Raw genomic sequence first — 15985 nt, forward strand, 5'->3', positions numbered from 1 at the left:
TGGAGGCAGTCCCGCCCCAGAAGGCCGAGAGGCCATTCCCCAAAGGGTAGGAAGACCGGTCGTTCTCCCTCTCGACGATAGCCCCCTCGGCGTCCACGCGCCACTGGTCGACCCGTTTGTGGGATCCCTCACCGGTCCGCCGTCGGCTCTCGCCGCCGGTCCAGAGGGCCATCCATGACCCCGCTTGGTCCATCGCCAGGCACCCGGATGACGTGTTGCTCCGAGCGCTTGGAAAGCGTGCACCTCCCAGCAAGGCCGCCCGCACCGCGGCAGGGAGTACGCCCCGCTGTCAATCCCGCGCTGTACGGTCCGGCCCATGGCTGAGAAACCGACAACAAGTTGACGCAGGGGCATGGCCGAGGAAGCCGAGGAGCTTGCCGCCGGCACCCTGGATCCCGACTGCGCCTGCATGGCTGGGCTGTTCCCCGAAGCGCTGCTGACGGCAACCGATGCCGTCCTCGACACATTCGAGGACGAGTTGCCCACGCTGGCCGAAGCCGATGCCGTACAAGTCCTAGGTGCAGTGGAGCGCGTCGTCCTGGCCCTGAACGCCGTGGACGAAGCTCACGAGCGGGAATCACGGGGAAAGCAGGCGAGCCCGAAGAGATCACACCTCGGCCGTTCACACAGGTCAGCACCCGAAACGGCCGCAAGTGACCGCAGCTTCCCAAGCTGAGAGCGCGAGTTCGCTTCTCTTCACCCGCTCCATGATGAAACCCCAGGTCAGCGACCTGGGGTTTGTTTGTTGTCCGGGCGGATCCGGGGGCGCCGGGCTTCAGTGGTTGGCGGTGTCGTCGCGCAATTGCTCGGCGGCTTCCTGGTAAGCCTGGGCGGCGCGGGTGAAGTAGTCGAAGAGGGCATCGAGTTGCTCCGGCGTGAAGCCGCCGAGGATCTCGCCGATCCTCTGCCGCGCGGGGGTCATGACCCGATCGAGTTCGAGGGGCTTTCCGACCGGTTCGACGATGATCTTGCGCCGGTCTCCGGCATCGGGGACGCGGCGGACGTAGCCCGCCTGCTCCAGTCTGTCGATCAGGCGAGTGGTCGGCCCCGTCGTCAGGCCTGTGCGCTCGGCCAGTTCGCCAGGAGTCATCGCCCCTGACAGCTGGAGGATGTTCAGCGCGTAGAGGTCAGTGGCGCCAAGTCCGCACGCTCTGGCACTCGCGTGGCCGTGCAGCATCACGGCACTCAGGTACCGGCGGTAGACCTGGCTCGCGTCGGATCGCATGGACGGCGTTGACACAGGCTTCTTCACTCCCTAATCTCTTCCTCAGAGAAGATAAATCTTCAACGCAGCAACTTCTCCTATGAAGTTACCACGAGGGGGAACATCATGAGCACCGCCACCGTCACGCCGCCCGAGCCGACCGGCACCCCCGCCCCGCCCCGCCGCTCCCGCCGCCGTACCGTCAAACGGGTCCTGGGCGCGACCGCGCTGGCCCTGACCGTCGCCGCCGGATCCGCCTACCTGTGGCTGGACGCCACCTCCGACATACACAACCTCGGCCAGAGCGACTGCACCGTGGTGACCCCGGACATCACCCCGACCGCCGCCGGAGCACCGACGGCCGACGACCACCGGGCGGTCTGCGACGTACTGCGCTCGATGACCGACGCATGGGGCCGCGGCGACGCCACCGCGTACGGCGAGCACTTCACCCCCAACGCCACCTACACCACCTACATCGGCACCCACTACCAGGGCCGCAAGGACATCACCGCGGCCCATCGCGCCCTGTTCGACGGCTTTCTCAAGAACACCAGGCTCGCCGACTCCTTCCTCGGCATCCGCTTCTACGGCCCCGACACGGCGATCGTCACCACCCGCGGCGACACGTACACGGGCACGCCCAAGAAGCCGAGCGAACTGTCCAAGACCCAGACCTACACGCTGATCCGCCAGAGCGGCCGCGACTGGCGAATCGCCGCCTTCCACAACACCAAGCGCCAGTCCGTCATGGAGCGCATCTCGTTCCTGTGGGACCCGTCCACCAAGCCGGAGGCCGAGAAGTGATGACCGACAACGCCCACCTCGCACGCGAAACGGACGCCACCGCCATCCGCGCCCTCCTGGAGGAGAGCCGCGCCGCCTGGAACCACGGCGACGGACCCGCGTACGGCCGGTGCTTCACGCACGACGCGACCGACGTGACCTTCGCCGGCACCGTCTACCGCGGCGGGAGCGAGATCGGCCGCGCCCATCAGGCCCTGTTCGACGGGTTCCTCAAGGGCACCGAACTGACCGTCGAGATCAACGACATCCGCTTCTACGGCGCCGACACCGCGGTCGTCACCACGTGCGGCGACGTCGGCAAGCGCAGGCCGAAGCGCCTGGGCAAGCTCGCCACCTACACGGTCGTCCGCGAGTCCGACGGCCGCTGGCGGATCGCCGCCGTCCAGAAGACGCAGCGCAGGCGCCTGATGGAAGCCGTCTCGTTCCGACTCCAGCCCGCCACCCGACCTGCCTCGCACTGACACCACGCCCAGGGCCCACGCACCCGGCACCGGTACAAGGAGGACCGTCACCATGACCGATCATGAGCCGGACCGGACGGACCGGTTGCGCCTGCCGTCCAAGGACGGCATGGGCGGTCCCGCCCGCGACCCCGAGGCCGGCTGTGTCGTGCTGCGTCGCGCCGTGGAACTCGGTGTCGACCACATCGACACCGCCGACTTCTACGTCAGCCGCGACGGTGCGGTACGTGCGAACTCCCTGATTCGCGAGGCCCTGCACCCCTACCCGTCCAACCTGGTCATCGCCACCAAGGTGGGCCCCAGCGTCCGTCAGGACGGCTTCTCCCACGGCACTGCCGCCGACATGCGCGGCCTGGTCGAGGCCAACCTCGAAAACTGCGACCGCTGCCGGGCCGGGCTGACCGCGCACTGCACCGCCGTGCCCTACATGGCGATGTACGGCGCACCGGTCGGCGGCAGTTGGGGCGGACTCTTCTCCGACCTGGTCCGCGTGCCCTACGCCGACGCCATGCTGGTCCCGCTGCCCACCGGCCTGGACCCGGTCGCCATGGCCTCGGCCAGCGACAACTGGTCCCTGGCCTGGCGCCTGGTCGCCCCCCACCTCAAGGCCCGCCCCGGAGCGCGGGTGCTGGTCGTCGCCCGCGGCAGCATCGGCCTGTACGTGTGCGACATCGCCCGCGCGCTCGGCGCCTCCGAGGTGCTCTACGTCGACCCCGAGCCCGAACACCGCACGTTGTCCCGCATCTTCGGCGCCGCCACCGCCGAAGTCCTGGAACCGATCCCGCAGGGCTTCGACATCGCCGTCGAAGCCACCGGCCGCGTCGACCAGCTCGCCCTGGCCGTCAAGTCCCTTGCCCGGAGGGCATCTGCGAGTCGGCGGGCAACCACTTCCGCGCCGGCGAGCTGCCCCTCCTCGACATGTACCTCACCGGCGTCACCCTGCGCATCGCCCGTGCCAACGTACGCGCCCACATCCCCGACGCCCTCGAACTCGCCGCCTCCGGCAAGGTCGCCCCCGAGAAAGTGGTCTCCCACATCATCGACTGGGAGGACCTGCCGACCGCGCTGCCGGAGAAACACCTGAAGCCGGTCTTCGTCCGGGCCGATGACTGACGGGGAAGCTGTTGCTGCGAGTGGGCGGTTGACGAGGCTGGTCATGTCCTCGTCCAGCGCTGCGAGACCTTGCCGGAATCGCAGGTCGCGGTGCTCGCCCAGCCGGCCGGCGTGTCGACGCACATGCTGTTGGACATGCTCTGCAGGGTGCCGCCGGAGCCCGTGCGCCACAACCGCTGGGTGCTGCCGTCGCACTCGCCCATCTGCAGGGCGTTGCTCGCGCTGGCGGTCAGGCAGGTGCCGGTGGACTCGTTGACCAGCTGATAGGTGCCGTTCGACCCGCTCTTGTACGCCCAGGAGGTCGCCGGGCCGTCCGAGCAGGTCTCGGTGGTGATGCCGTACTCGGCGCGCTTCAGGCACTGGCCGTTGCCGTTGTTCTTGAGCTGGTAGTAACCACCGGAGCCGCTGCCACCCGAGCCGCTGGAGCCGGTGTTCCCACCGGAACTGGTGGAACTGCTGGAGCCGGTGCTGCCTCCCAAGCTGCTCGAACCGCCGGAGCCGCCGCTTCCGCCTGCGCCGGCCGAGCCGTCTGAACCGTCCTGCGCGCCCCCGGCCCCCGTACCGGCTTCGGCCTGGGACCTCCTGCCCCCTTGTCCTCCCCCGGCGGCGGGGACGGCGACTTCCCCGGTTTCGTCCCGCCTGACGAGGACGGCGTGGGGACGAGCGACGCCGAGACCGAGGCGGACGGCGTGGCCCGTGCCTCGTCGTCCGGCAAGGAGGCGTACGGCAGGTGCTGGATGGCCAGGGTCGTGCGGGTCTGCACCAGGCGGTGCTTCGCCGGGACGACGAACGACTCCTCGGTCCGGCCGCGACTCGCTCCGCCGCTCTTCCCGGTGGGGCTCAGGAGGGGTCCCGGGCCCGGCCCCGCCGCACGGTCAATGACCTGCCGGACGACGCGGGCCGCCTGATCGGGCGGGAGGCCGAACTGGAGCAGCTGATCGCGCCGTCCGCGCCCGGATCCGTATCGATCGTGACGGTGGACGGTACGGCCGGGGTCGGCAAGACCGCGCTCGTCGTACGCGCGGCCCGTGAGCTCAGCGCCCGGTACCCGGACGGCTGTTCTGTTCGTGGCTGTGCGCGCGCACAGCAGGCAGCGGCGGTAATCGCCGGAGCAGGCGCTGCAGCGACTGCTGCGATCGCTCGGCGCAGCCAAGGGTGAGTTGCCGAGCGACCTCGAAGAACTCACCGCCGTCTGGCGCGCGGCGACCAGCCCGCTACGACTGCTCCTCGTGCACGGCGCCCGTGCGCAGCGCTCGGGGGTGTAGTAACCGGCGTCACGGCCCACGACGTACGCGCCTCGAGGAGTTCTGCCATTCAGCCGCGGTTGGCTTGCAGGCCTTGTCCGGTCGCGGTGCTGTTTATACGGATGCGTCCCGACGCTCAGGGCCGTGGTGGCATCGGGCTGTCAGCCATGAAGGCGGAAGGACGAGGCATGCACATACCGGGATCCATAGCGGGCCGCCGGCGGTGCGCCGCGGCCATCGCCGTGGCGGTGACCTGCTCGACGGTGCTCACCGGGTCGGACATCGCCGCGACCGGCGGCGCGCCGTCACCTTCGGTGGCCGCCCCGCAGTTGGACTGGAGACCCTGCGTCCAGGGCAGACAGTTCGACTGCGCGACCGCGAAGGTGCCGCTGGACTACCGCAACCCCGGCGGACGCACCATCGAGCTGGCAGTCGTCAAACGCAAGGCAACCGGCCCCGGACGGCGCATCGGCACGTTGTTCTTCAACCCCGGTGGCCCCGGCGGGCCCGGAACGGTGCAGATGCCGCAGAATTACGAGTTCTTCCCGCGAGAGGTGCGGGAGCGGTTCGACATCGTCAGCTGGGATCCCCGCGGGGTCGGCAACAGCACCGCGGTGAACTGCTTCGACAGTCCCACGGAAGCCGACGCCTGGATCTCGAGCAAACCGGCCGGCTTCCCGGTGGGCGAACAGGAGCGGGCAAGCTGGATCGCCGCGTACAAGGATCTGGGCCGGCGCTGCCAGCAGCGTGACCCCGAGCTCCTGCGCCATGTGTCGACCGCCGACACCGCCCGCGATCTCGACCAGCTCCGCCAGGCGGTGGGCGACCCACAACTCACCTACTTCGGGATCTCCTACGGCTCGTACCTCGGCGCCACCTACGCCAACCTGTATCCCGGCAAGGTCCGCGCCATGACCATCGACAGCAATATCGACCCGCAGGCCTGGACGAACCACGCCTCCAACGACGCCCCCCGGCTCCCGATATTCCTCCGCATGGGCGCGGACCTCGGCCTGGCCGGAATCCTGGACCAGTTCCTCGCCCTGTGCGGCTCCACCACCACCGCCCGCTGCGCCTTCTCCGCCGGCAGCCCGAAAGCGACCCGGGACAAGTTCGACCAGCTGATGCAGCGCCTCCGGGAGCATCCACAGGGCGCGTGGACCTATGGCAGGACGGTCGGTGACACAGTGAGCAGCCTCAACGTCGTCCACCCCGGATGGACGCTCCTCGCCGACCGCCTGCAGGCCCTGTGGCAGGGCCGCGCCCCGGAGCAGGCCCCGCCCCCGCCCGCACCACCGGTCCCGAATCCGTACACGGGCGATGAACAGGGCGGTGCCGTGCTCTGCTCCGACAGCCCCAATCCACGTGACCCCGGTGCCTACCACGCCCTGGAGGAGGCCGGCGCCACCCGTACGGGCGACGCCGGACGCTTCTGGACCTGGGCCGCAGAGCCGTGTGCCACCTGGCCGGCCGTAGCCGCCAACCGTTACCGCGGCCCGTGGAACAGGCCCACGGCGCACCCCGTCCTGGTGGTCGGCACCGTCTACGACCCCGCCACCCCCTACCGGGACGCGCAGGCCATGGCCAAAGAACTGGCCAACGCCCGCCTGCTCACCAACAACGGGTACGGGCACAGCGCACTGCTCAACCCCAGCAGCTGCGTCAACGCTTACGAGAGCCGCTACTTCATCGACGGCACCCTCCCGCCGGTCGGAGCAACGTGCCGACCGGACGCGCCGCCCTTCTCCGCACCCAGGCCGCGAGGCGGTATCGCCACCGGCGGCGGCGCGATGGCCGGCACCGCCTCTTGAGCCCGGCTTCGGGCGCCGGAGGAACGCCGCTTACTGCACGTCGACGAAGTCGCCGGTGGCCTTGGCCGGAGGGGTGGTGCTCGTGCCCGTGAAGTAGTAGCGCCAGTAGCCGTCGGCGGAAGAGGTGACCGTGGTCTTCAGATTGCCGGTGCTGTCGGTGTACACGGTCTTGACCGTGCTGTAGGTGCTGGTGCCTGCCTTGCGGAACTGGAGCTTGACCGGCTGGTTGGTGTAGCCGTGGTACAGGTGGTCCTCCCAGTTCGCGCGTGACAGCTTGCCCGTGACGGTGATCGTCTTGCCCTTGGCGACGGGCTCCGGCGAGGCGTTGACCGTGAGCTTGGAGTAGCGCTGCACGTGGGTGGTGCCGACGTCCGTCTTCTTCGCCGAGTCGCCGTCCTTGGCCTTCGCGTACGCGCCGACGTGCCAGGTGCCCGCGAGTGCGTTGTAGTGCACGTCGTACTCGGGAACGATGGTGTACGTCGACGTGCAGGTGACTGTCGTCCCCGACGTGCACGTGGTGCCGCCGTCCGAGTCCTGGGTCCAGAAGGCGTCCGGGTCGCTCCACGTACCGTGGTAGAGGTACGTCTGCCCGGACGCGATGCCGGCCGGATCAGAGGCCGTGAACGTGATCTTGAAGGTCACGCTGTTCGTCGTGCCGACGGCGATGTCCTTGCCGCCGTTCACCACCACGTTCGAAACCGTGGTGTCGCCCACCGCCGTGTCCGCGTGAGCGGCCGGAACGGCGAGAGCGGTGCATGCCAGCGCGCCGGACAAAGCGGCGCCTATGGCGATTGTGCGCATGAGATCCCTCAGGACGATGAGGCCGCCTGTTAACCAGACAGGCACCCGAATAGTGGACGGACTGTAAAGGATGCCGAAACAACATGCGTACACCTGGTCCCCGTTGGGGTCACGCTGCGCTCGAAGCACGGTGCCGAAGCGGACGGTCCATCGACTCGTGAGCCGGCGCCGGCCCCCCGGTGGGCGGTCGACCGCGCCGAGTCCGGGAAGCCTGTTCAGCGGGCTCGGGGGCCCGCCGCTTCGCCGGAGCCGCCCGACCGGGCCGTCGTGCGGAGCGTGCCGACCGTTTTGAGGAGGCGGTCGGCCGGGTCCCGCAGTCTGGGGTGGGCCAGGACCGTGTTGCGCAGGCCGCGTACCGGTCGGCGCCACAGCCGGTGCGCCGCCGCCGTCGGGTGGGGGCGGGTGGCGAACCCTTCGCCCACGCGGAGTTCGCGGGTCTTGAGCCAGTCCTTCCACTCCTTGTCGCCGCGGCCGAAGTCCATGAGCCGTACGCCCTCCCGGCCCGCCGCCTCGGCCATCCGAAGGTGCATGATCAGGCCGGGCGAGTAGTAGCGGAGCTCGGGGTCGTACGCGGTGAACCAGGCCGCGAAGACCGTGCGCGACGTCGGTCCGAAGTGTGCGGCCACCGGCCGGTCACCGGCGTACACCACGGACAGCACACCGGTGAAGTGCTCCTCGCGGACCTGGAACAGGTGGTCCACCAGATCGACGATCCACGGCCGCGCGAAACGGTCCATCCGGCCCGTCCTGCGGTACTGGGCGGACTTCCACTGCATGAGCGTGCGCAGCACCCGTGGGTCGCGCTCGTCGTAGACGAACCGCATCTCGCCGAGGTCGCGCCCCAGGCGGCGTTCCTTTTTCAGCGTCGTCTTGGCCAGCCCCGGGTACGCGCCGCGCAGCCACTCCGCGTAGCTGCCGTGGCCGCCGTCCTTCAGGTCGATCACCGGTGAGGCGAACGTTCCCGTGACGTATCTGCCGAAGGGTTTCTGTTCCTCGACGAGGTGGTCGAACTCGAAGACGGACAGCCCACAGGCCCGCAGCAGCTCCCTGGGGTCCCAGGTGACCCCGGGGCGGTGCACGAGGGCCTGGCAGTCGGAGAGGCCGAGACCGATGGCCCGGCCGACGCCGAAGGCGTTGCGCTCGTACGGGAAGAAGCCGACGGGCTCTCCGCCCTCGTGCAGGACCGCCACCTGTGCCCGACCGCGGTATCTGCCGACCCCGGCCGCGAACTCCGGTGCCAGGAAGGGGTTGGCATAATCGGGCGACTCGTCCATCGCCCGGTGCCACGCCCGGCGAAGCGGAGTGCTCAGCTCCTCGGGTCTGTGGATCGTGATGTCCACCTCAGATCAACCGCCCTTCCGCAGAGTCCGCGAGGGATGTACCGGGCACGTCGGAGGCTCGTAGGGCGTGTGGATCATTGCTCGTCGAACGCATCGCACTCATCGAACGCGTGGAACCCATAGATCGCGCAGATCGCGCAGAACGCATCGAACGCATCGAACGCATCGAACGCTTACAACGTACGGAACGCCTGGAACGTATGGATCGCATGGGCGACCGCTCCCCCCTAGTACCCCCACGACGCGCTGGCCGCGTCCTGCCCCTTCTTCGGCTATCTCCCGATCCGCCCCGTGTACGCGCTCGCTCCACGTTCGTCGACCGAGACACGAACTGTTCGGCGGGGCTCAAACGTCGCGAAACAGTACGCACGCTGTCAAGGGTGCCTGTCGTAACGGAAGCGTGCGGATCGGGTGGCGCGATCCACCGCGGGCCGCCCGCGGCCCGCCCCGCGTCACTGTGGCGCGCCCTTCCCCCGACCAGGCCTGCCCCTAGCATCGACTGCTCCCACCGGCGATCTCTGTCCGAGGACAGGAGAACGATGAGCGAGGGACACCCAGCAGCGCACGGCCTCGACAAGGACGGCCTGGATATCGCGGGAAGAGGCGATCTCTGTTCTGCGCGACGCGGGTCTGGCCCATGGGGAAGACTATGCCTTGCGCAATCTCGGCCCCTCCTTCCCGCTGTCCAACTCGCCCCAAAGGCACGGGATATTGGCCCTGTTCACCCGCAGGGCCATGTACGAAATCGAAGACATCCTGATTCAGGTGGATGCGACCGACCAGGTGGGGGACACCCACCGAAGGGTTGTTCACTGCTTGCAGGCCGCCGTCCGGGATCCCGCGTCCCCCAGCCTGGACTGAGCCCGCGCAGAAGCGCTCGCCGATGCCGAGCTGCCTGCTGTCGTGCGCCGCTCAGCCGTGCGTGGAAGTCCCGCTGCGCGGGCCGGGGGCACCGGCGCAGCGGGCCCCCGGCCGTTCGCGCAGCCTCAGCGCATGACGACGGACGACATCCCGCCCGTCACGGTCACCACATCACCGGCAGCCGCTCGGGAATGCGTTTCATGAAGCCCGTACGCCACACCAACTGCTCGATCGGGACCGCCAGTTGGAGGTCCGGCATCCGGTCGAGCAGGATCTCCAGGGCGATCTCGGCGTGTTTCTTACCGAGGGCCGTGGCGGGGCAGTAGTGGCGGCCGCCGCCGAAGGAGAGGTGGGTGGTGGTGTTGGGGCGGGTGAGGTCGACTGTGTGGGGGTCGGGGAACTCCTTGGGGTCGAAGTTGGCGCCCTCGACGAGGACCAGGACCAGCTCGCCCGCCCTGACGTCCACCTCGCCCAGCCGTACGTCCTGCACGGCGAGGCGCGGCAGACCGTCGGCGATGGAGAGGTTGATGCGCAGGAGTTCGTCCACGGCGGCCGCAATCCTGTCGCGGTGGGCGAACAACTCTGCCTGCAGCTCCGGGTGTTGGAGGAGCGAGACGATCGCCATCGCCAGGAAGCCCGACGTCGAGATGACGCCCGCGCCGAACATCGTCACCCCCACCGTCGCCAGCATCTCGTCGGTCAGGTGGGCGTACTCCGGATCCTCGCGCAGAGCCGCCAGCTCGGACATGAGGCCCGTCGTGGACGGGTCGTCCAGGCGGGCGGACATATACGCGATGTCGCGGTCCCAGTTCAGCTTCGCGCCGGTGACCGGGCAGGCCGAGTTCATGAACGCGATGTCCAGGCTGCGCATCAGCCGGGGCGCGTCCGCCTGCGGGATGCCGAGGATGTGGCAGTGCATCGCCGCCGAGTACGGGTCGGCGAAGCCGCCGCGCAGGTCCGCGGGCGCACCCTCGGCCAGCAGGCCGTCGACGAGCTCGGCGGCGTACCACCGCATCCAGTCCGTCAGGCCCTCGCTCTTCGGGTTGAGGGCTTTGAGGACGGCCTTCCGTAGCCCTGCCCCGGTGATGTTGCCCATGTTGTTGACGACCTCGGGCGGGATCGTCAGCGCGTACTGGCGTGGCACGCCGGGGGCCGAGGTGTCCTTCAGGCTGAAGCGGCTGTCCTCCAGGACTTGCTTGCACAGGTCGTACGAGGAGACCAGCCAGGCCTCGTCGCCGGCGATGGTCCGTACGCGGCGTACTGGGGTCGAGGAGCGCAACTCCTCGACTTCTGCGGGCAGCTGGTCGCCGCGCCAGGAGAACGGGAAGTCGAGCAGGTTCTCAGCGAGCATCGCCGTCCCCTTCCTGCGACGTGCCGACGGACGTGCCGACAGATGTGGTGACAGGCGTGGTGACGGGCGTGGTGACGGGCGTGGTGACGGGCGTGACGATCGCATGGCCCTGGTTGCGCGACGCCCGCAGGCCCGAACCGCGCGCGTACAGCAGCTCGGCCATCGGCAGCAGCTGGTGGTAGCAGTTGAGGGAGGACGGGACGCCCAGGATGGCCGGGGTGTCCAGGAACAGCGGCGCCTCCGCGCAGACGTACTTCAGGCACACCTCGCGCTGCCGCTCGGTGCCCTGCCGTCCGTCGAGGACCTTCGAGGAGAGGAACGCGTCCACGAGCGCGTCGCAGGTCCGGCGGAACTCCCCGTCCATGTCGAGAAGTTCGCGGATGTGGTCGTGGATCCGCCGGTACGCCGGGTTGTCCGCGAAGTCCGACATGGCGTGGGCGGCGAGCCTCCCACCCCCGGAGCGGACCTCAGAGCCGATCCCTGAGCCGCCCCCGGAGCGGACCCCAGAGCCGCTCCCGGAACCGCTCCCGGAAGCGCCTCCGGCGCCACCGAAGGCTTCCACCGCCGCGGTCACCTTGGCGCGGACGCCCCGTAGGTTCTTCACCGCCTTCCGTCGGGCGTCGTCGGCGGTATAGCCCAACGCCTCGTACATCTCGGCGACATGGAGGTCGGTATAGACGAAGTCGACCCGGTCGAAGTGGTCGAGGCCCCAGCGGGCCAGGTCGTTGATCCGGCGGGCCGAGAAGTAGCTGTTGCCCGGCGAGACACCGATCACGGCGTGGTCGCCGGCGGCGTGGATGACCTGACAGTGGGGTGTGTAGGGCTGAACTCTGAAGAGGCCGGAGATGGTTGGCCTGGGCGTGACGTGCTGGATCTCGGGAACAGTCGCAGTCGTCAACTGGAGAGTGTCCTTCGCGTCGCTAGTCCCAATGGAGCCTCGTGCTCCTGGTGTGGCGACGACGCCGCGAAGTTAGCGTTCGGACACGGAGAGTGTCAACGGGCGTCCGGCGCGCCTGCCCGCGGCCGCCAGCGTCAGCGTCACGGCGATCGACGCCGCCGCCATCACCGTCATCGCCGCACCTGGCGAGGTCAGTTGGGCCACCGACCCGGCCAGCGCCGCGCTCACGCCCTGCATGGTGAGCATGCCCGAGGAGTGCAACCCCAGTGCGTGGCCGCTCAGTTCGTCCGGTGTCAGGGCCATGAGCCGCTCCTGCTGGATCAGGCTCGCGCCGAAACCGATCGAGGCGAGGGCCGCGCAGGCGGCCGCCACGGCCACCCCCGGCCGGAGGGCGAACAGCAGGTACGGCGTGGCGAGGAGCAGCAGGAACGGGATGCCCAGACGGCGGCGGACCGGCGGCGGAATGAAACGGCCCGTCGTCACGTCGCCCACGAACATGCCGAACGCCGCGCAGGCGAAGAGCAGACCCGCCCGGTCCGGCGCGTACGACACGTACAGGGACTCGCAGCCGACGACCAGGCCGTTCGGGATCCACAGGAGCAGATACGTCGTCCGGCGCGCGGGCGAGGACCACAGCAGCGCGTTCGTGCGCCATGTCTGCGCGATCGAGGGGCGGCCGGTGGCCCTCGGAGGCCGGCGGGACATGCCGAAGCGGGTGACCAGGGCCGACGCCAGGTACAGGGCCGCCGCCGTGGCCAGCGTGATCCTCGGGGACAGCACCGCGACCAGCACACCGCCCGCCGCGTAGCCCGTGATCTGCATGATGCCGTTCACCATGTTGAAGACCGAACGGCCCAGCAGATAGCCGTCCTTGGGCAGGATCTCGTTGAGCAGGCCCCAGCGGACGCCCCCGCCGAGCGAGGAGACCAGGCCGAGGACGGCGATCAGGGCGAAGACCGTCCAGACCGGGAGGCCGGGGGTCGCCATCGCCGCCGTACCGACGGCGAAGGACAGCGCGATGCCCGTCATCGTGGCGCGCGGCGCCAGCCGGTCCGCCGCCGACAGCAGGGTGGTCGCGCCGACCACCTGCGCCAGCTGCGGTCCGAACATGCTCACCGCCGACAGCAGCGGTGAGTCCGTCGCCTTGTACACCAGCGTCCCGATGGCCAGGCCGCCGATCGTCGAGGCCGCCGCATGGAGGGCCGAGGAGAGAAAGAGCGGGGTGAACTCCCGCGTACGGAAGAGGTCGGAGTAGCTGCGCATGCGCGGAGTCTCCGGGGCCGTACGAGGCGGTCGTTATTGTTTCGCGCAGCAGCGAAACAAGAAGGCCAAGGGGGCGCACATGGGCTGGTGGCAGGTCAACGCCGACACCCTCGCCGGCAGCCGCTTCGTGCTCTCGCCCCTCGCCGAGACCTTCGCGAGTCTGAAGGTGCTGCACGCGGGGGTCGCCGCGCACCCCGGTGAGCACGCCTGGCTGCGGGCCCATCTGCCCGCGTACCGGCGGCGGCTGGCCGCCGATCCCGTCACCGCGCTGCTCATACGGTCCGGGCTCGGGCGGGAGTGGATCGCCGACTTCCTCACCCCGACCCCGTACGGCGACGGCGAGACCTTCGAGGACGAGGTCGCCCGGGTGCGCGAGGCATCGCCGGACGACGCGCGCGCCCATCTCGCCGTCGCGCTCCGGGGGCCGTTGCCCAACCTGCTTGCGGACCGCGACGACCTGCCCGAGCGCGCCGCCGCGCTCCTCACCTCCGTGTGGGAGGAGTCCGTACGCCCCTACTGGGACCGGCGGCGGCGCATCCTGGAGGCGGATGTGGTGGCCCGTACCGCGCAGTTGAGCCAGGGCGGCTGGGCGGCGGCGCTGGACGCGCTGCGGCCGGGGACCAGGTGGCTCGGCGACAACCGCCTCCAGATCAACCTCCACGAGTATCCGCCGCGCGAGATCTCCGGAGCCCGGCTCCTCTTCGTGCCCGTCACCCCGAAGGCGGGGTGGGTGTCCTGGGAGGAGCCCCACCGGTACGCCGTCATCTATCCGTGCGCGGGCGTGCTGGCCGACGTACGCGCCGAAGCGGTGCCCGAGAGTCTCGGCGCGCTCCTCGGAACCGCCCGCGCCGGCGTCCTCGTCCTTCTCGACTCCCCCATGTCCACGAGCCAGCTCGTCGCCGTGACCGGGCAGGGGCTGGGCTCGGTCGGCCGACATCTGAAGGTGCTGCTGGACGCGCGGCTCGTGCAGCGGCGGCGGGCGGGGCGGTCGGTGCTGTACTCGCGGACGGCGGCCGGTGAGGTGCTCGTCACAGCCCAGCGCGACTGACGGCCACACCACCAACCGGAGATAGCATCCGTTTATGACTACTGAGAACTCTGTGCTCGACGTCGAAATCGGGGCCCTCCAGGGTGGTTCCGCCGATCTGGGGCAGTACCGGGGCAAGGCCGTGCTCATCGTGAACGTGGCCTCCAAGTGCGGGCTGACCCCGCAGTACGCGGGTCTGGAGCGACTGCACGAGCGGTACGCCGACCAGGGCTTCACCGTCCTCGGGGTGCCCTGCAACCAGTTCATGGGCCAGGAGCCCGGGACCTCCGAGGAGATCGCCGAGTTCTGCTCGGCCACGTACGGCGTGACCTTCCCGATGACCGAGAAGGTCGAGGTGAACGGGGACGAGCGGCACGGGCTCTACGAGCGACTGGTCGGGACCGAGGACGCCGAGGGCCACAGCGGGGACATCCGCTGGAACTTCGAGAAGTTCCTGATCGGGCGGGACGGCGCGGTCGTCGCCCGCTTCTCGCCGCAGACCGAGCCGGAGTCGGCGGAGGTAGTCGCGGCGGTGGAGAAGCAGCTCGCCGGCTGACTCCGCCGTGTTTGACCTTGCCCCTGGGGCAAGGGGGAACGTCCCGTGTCACCGGGCGGAAGGCGCCCGGTGACGGAGGATGGGCTCGTGCATCAGGAACACGTGCATCAGGGACCGGACCAGGGACCCGATCAGGGACCCGATCAGGGACGGGATCAGGGACTGGGCCACGGACTGGGCGACGGACTGGGCCGGGCATCGGAGCAAAGGCTGCTCACGATCGGCGCGTTCGCCGCTCGCGCACGGCTCTCGCCGAAGGCGCTGCGGCTGTACGACCGGCTCGGACTGCTCGCTCCGGCGCACGTCGACGAGGTCAGCGGCTACCGCTACTACCGCGTCGAGCAGGTCGAACGCGCCCGCCTGGTCGCGCTGCTGCGCCAGCTCGACATGCCGCTCGCGCGGATCGCGGAGGTGGTCGAGGCACGGGGCCCGGCCGGCGTCGAGCTCCTCACCGCGTACTGGGCGGATGCCGAGGCTCGGTTCGCTTCGCAGCGGACGCTCGCCGAGTACCTCCGTGGACGGCTGTCGGGAAGGAGTTCCGAGATGTACGGGAAGTTCGTGGTCGAGACGGTGGACGTGCCGGAGCGGGTGGTGCTGACGGAGACGCGGCACACCCTCGCGGATGAGCTGCCGGTCTGGATCCCGGCCTCGCTGGGGCGGCTGGAAGAGGGCGCGGAGCAGTCCGGGGGCGTCACTGGGCCCCCCTTCGTCGTCTACTACGCCGAAGTCAGCACGGAGAGCGACGGGCCGGCGGAGGCGTGCGTGCCCGTCGCCGACGCGGAGGCGGCGCGGGCCTGGGCCGAGAAGCAGGCGCGGCCCTGGCAGGCCAAGGTCCGCGTCGAGCCCGCCCAGCGGCTCGCCTACACCCGTATCACCAAGGCGCAGGTCGCCCACCCGCAGATCCTCGCCGCCTTCGAGGCCGTGGAGGCGTGGATCGCCGAGCAGGGGCTGTCGTACGACGGTCCCTGTCGCGAGGTGTACTTCGCCGACTGGGATGCGGCGGGGCCGGAGGACGCGGTGTGCGATGTGGCGTTCCCGGTGAAGTGACGTCCGCCGGACCCCAAGCGTGTTTCGCCCCCTCCGCCCCTGCCCGTCCCGTACCAGCATTTCGGCTGCGGGTGGGTGGGGGCTTGTCGCGGGGGTGCCCCCCCCCCCCCCGGGGGGGGGGGGGCGGGGGCGGGGTTTTTGGGGGGGGGGGGGGGGGGGGGCCCCCCCGGGCCGGCCGGGCCGGGGGGGGGGGGGGGGGAA

General features: G+C 70.0%; 16 protein-coding genes. 9 read left to right on the top strand and 7 right to left on the bottom strand.

Annotated elements, in window-relative coordinates:
* The first annotated feature begins 352 nt into the window (after window positions 1-352).
* The gene (locus tag ACFY0T_RS33145; protein WP_388878875.1) at window positions 353-676 is read left to right on the top strand and encodes a hypothetical protein; all 324 of its coding nucleotides are present in this window, start codon (window positions 353-355) and stop codon (window positions 674-676) included.
* 99 nt (window positions 677-775) lie between these two features.
* Here ACFY0T_RS33145 and ACFY0T_RS33150 read toward each other — a convergent pair whose 3' ends face one another.
* Entirely contained in the window at window positions 776-1225 is a 450-nt protein-coding gene (locus ACFY0T_RS33150) for a MarR family winged helix-turn-helix transcriptional regulator (RefSeq protein WP_388878877.1), read from the bottom strand.
* 105 nt (window positions 1226-1330) lie between these two features.
* Here ACFY0T_RS33150 and ACFY0T_RS33155 point away from each other — a divergent pair, with 105 nt between their 5' ends.
* Genes ACFY0T_RS33155 through ACFY0T_RS33165 form a run of 3 tightly spaced genes read left to right on the top strand, consistent with a single transcriptional unit; the run spans window position 1331 to window position 3556 of the window.
* Window positions 1331-2011, top strand: a complete 681-nt coding sequence (locus tag ACFY0T_RS33155; RefSeq protein ID WP_388878880.1) for an SgcJ/EcaC family oxidoreductase — start codon at window positions 1331-1333, stop codon at window positions 2009-2011.
* A complete protein-coding gene (locus tag ACFY0T_RS33160) occupies window positions 2011-2472 on the top strand; it encodes an SgcJ/EcaC family oxidoreductase (protein WP_388878883.1) in 462 nt (153 codons plus the stop codon). Before ACFY0T_RS33155 ends, ACFY0T_RS33160 begins: the two co-directional genes overlap by 1 nt.
* Window positions 2473-2524: 52 nt before the next feature.
* Window positions 2525-3556, top strand: a complete 1032-nt coding sequence (locus tag ACFY0T_RS33165; RefSeq protein ID WP_388878886.1) for an aldo/keto reductase — start codon at window positions 2525-2527, stop codon at window positions 3554-3556.
* A 70-nt stretch (window positions 3557-3626) separates the two neighbouring features.
* Here the strand turns inward: ACFY0T_RS33165 and ACFY0T_RS33170 are convergent, their stop codons facing one another.
* Window positions 3627-4064, bottom strand: a complete 438-nt coding sequence (locus tag ACFY0T_RS33170) for an RICIN domain-containing protein (protein ID WP_388878889.1) — start codon at window positions 4062-4064, stop codon at window positions 3627-3629.
* A gap of 251 nt (window positions 4065-4315) precedes the next feature.
* Here ACFY0T_RS33170 and ACFY0T_RS33175 point away from each other — a divergent pair, with 251 nt between their 5' ends.
* On the top strand, window positions 4316-4744 hold the full coding sequence (locus ACFY0T_RS33175) for a hypothetical protein (protein ID WP_388878892.1): 429 nt from the start codon (window positions 4316-4318) through the stop codon (window positions 4742-4744).
* Between the two features lie 273 nt (window positions 4745-5017).
* Window positions 5018-6640: an alpha/beta hydrolase gene (locus ACFY0T_RS33180; protein ID WP_388878895.1), complete on the top strand. Its 1623-nt coding sequence runs from the start codon at window positions 5018-5020 to the stop codon at window positions 6638-6640.
* 30 nt (window positions 6641-6670) lie between these two features.
* Here ACFY0T_RS33180 and ACFY0T_RS33185 read toward each other — a convergent pair whose 3' ends face one another.
* The 5 genes from ACFY0T_RS33185 to ACFY0T_RS33205 form a co-directional block, all read right to left on the bottom strand.
* On the bottom strand, window positions 6671-7441 hold the full coding sequence (locus ACFY0T_RS33185) for a calcium-binding protein (protein WP_388878898.1): 771 nt from the start codon (window positions 7439-7441) through the stop codon (window positions 6671-6673).
* Window positions 7442-7656: 215 nt separating this feature from the next.
* Window positions 7657-8781: a GNAT family N-acetyltransferase gene (locus tag ACFY0T_RS33190; protein ID WP_388878901.1), complete on the bottom strand. Its 1125-nt coding sequence runs from the start codon at window positions 8779-8781 to the stop codon at window positions 7657-7659.
* 1024 nt (window positions 8782-9805) lie between these two features.
* Window positions 9806-10993, bottom strand: coding sequence for a cytochrome P450 (locus ACFY0T_RS33195; RefSeq protein WP_388878904.1), 1188 nt, complete (start codon window positions 10991-10993; stop codon window positions 9806-9808).
* Complete coding sequence (locus ACFY0T_RS33200; RefSeq protein ID WP_388878907.1) at window positions 10983-11891, bottom strand: tRNA-dependent cyclodipeptide synthase; 909 nt, start codon at window positions 11889-11891, stop codon at window positions 10983-10985. The genes ACFY0T_RS33195 and ACFY0T_RS33200 overlap by 11 nt, the downstream gene beginning before the upstream one ends.
* 72 nt (window positions 11892-11963) lie before the next feature.
* Window positions 11964-13154, bottom strand: a complete 1191-nt coding sequence (locus tag ACFY0T_RS33205) for an MFS transporter (protein WP_388878910.1) — start codon at window positions 13152-13154, stop codon at window positions 11964-11966.
* 79 nt (window positions 13155-13233) lie between these two features.
* On the opposite strand from ACFY0T_RS33205, the gene ACFY0T_RS33210 reads away from it, so the two are divergent.
* From ACFY0T_RS33210 to ACFY0T_RS33220, 3 genes are all read left to right on the top strand, one after another.
* Window positions 13234-14202, top strand: a complete 969-nt coding sequence (locus ACFY0T_RS33210; protein ID WP_388879463.1) for an ArsR family transcriptional regulator — start codon at window positions 13234-13236, stop codon at window positions 14200-14202.
* 34 nt (window positions 14203-14236) lie between these two features.
* Window positions 14237-14737, top strand: a complete 501-nt coding sequence (locus ACFY0T_RS33215; RefSeq protein ID WP_388878913.1) for a glutathione peroxidase — start codon at window positions 14237-14239, stop codon at window positions 14735-14737.
* A 174-nt stretch (window positions 14738-14911) separates the two neighbouring features.
* Window positions 14912-15784, top strand: a complete 873-nt coding sequence (locus ACFY0T_RS33220; RefSeq protein WP_388879466.1) for a MerR family transcriptional regulator — start codon at window positions 14912-14914, stop codon at window positions 15782-15784.
* Window positions 15785-15985 lie beyond the last annotated feature (201 nt).

This window comes from Streptomyces sp. NPDC001530, from assembly GCF_042894545.1.
Lineage (GTDB): Bacteria > Actinomycetota > Actinomycetes > Streptomycetales > Streptomycetaceae > Streptomyces.

What these genes read in the sequence shown, in the direction of transcription:
- ACFY0T_RS33145 (WP_388878875.1), top strand. Translation starts at nt 353, where the DNA reads ATGGCCGAGGAAGCCGAGGAGCTTGCCGCCGGCACCCTGGATCCCGAC.
- ACFY0T_RS33150 (WP_388878877.1), bottom strand. Translation starts at nt 1,225, where the DNA reads ATGCGATCCGACGCGAGCCAGGTCTACCGCCGGTACCTGAGTGCCGTG.
- ACFY0T_RS33155 (WP_388878880.1), top strand. Translation starts at nt 1,331, where the DNA reads ATGAGCACCGCCACCGTCACGCCGCCCGAGCCGACCGGCACCCCCGCC.
- ACFY0T_RS33160 (WP_388878883.1), top strand. Translation starts at nt 2,011, where the DNA reads ATGACCGACAACGCCCACCTCGCACGCGAAACGGACGCCACCGCCATC.
- ACFY0T_RS33165 (WP_388878886.1), top strand. Translation starts at nt 2,525, where the DNA reads ATGACCGATCATGAGCCGGACCGGACGGACCGGTTGCGCCTGCCGTCC.
- ACFY0T_RS33180 (WP_388878895.1), top strand. Translation starts at nt 5,018, where the DNA reads ATGCACATACCGGGATCCATAGCGGGCCGCCGGCGGTGCGCCGCGGCC.
- ACFY0T_RS33185 (WP_388878898.1), bottom strand. Translation starts at nt 7,441, where the DNA reads ATGCGCACAATCGCCATAGGCGCCGCTTTGTCCGGCGCGCTGGCATGC.
- ACFY0T_RS33195 (WP_388878904.1), bottom strand. Translation starts at nt 10,993, where the DNA reads ATGCTCGCTGAGAACCTGCTCGACTTCCCGTTCTCCTGGCGCGGCGAC.
- ACFY0T_RS33205 (WP_388878910.1), bottom strand. Translation starts at nt 13,154, where the DNA reads ATGCGCAGCTACTCCGACCTCTTCCGTACGCGGGAGTTCACCCCGCTC.
- ACFY0T_RS33210 (WP_388879463.1), top strand. Translation starts at nt 13,234, where the DNA reads ATGGGCTGGTGGCAGGTCAACGCCGACACCCTCGCCGGCAGCCGCTTC.
- ACFY0T_RS33215 (WP_388878913.1), top strand. Translation starts at nt 14,237, where the DNA reads ATGACTACTGAGAACTCTGTGCTCGACGTCGAAATCGGGGCCCTCCAG.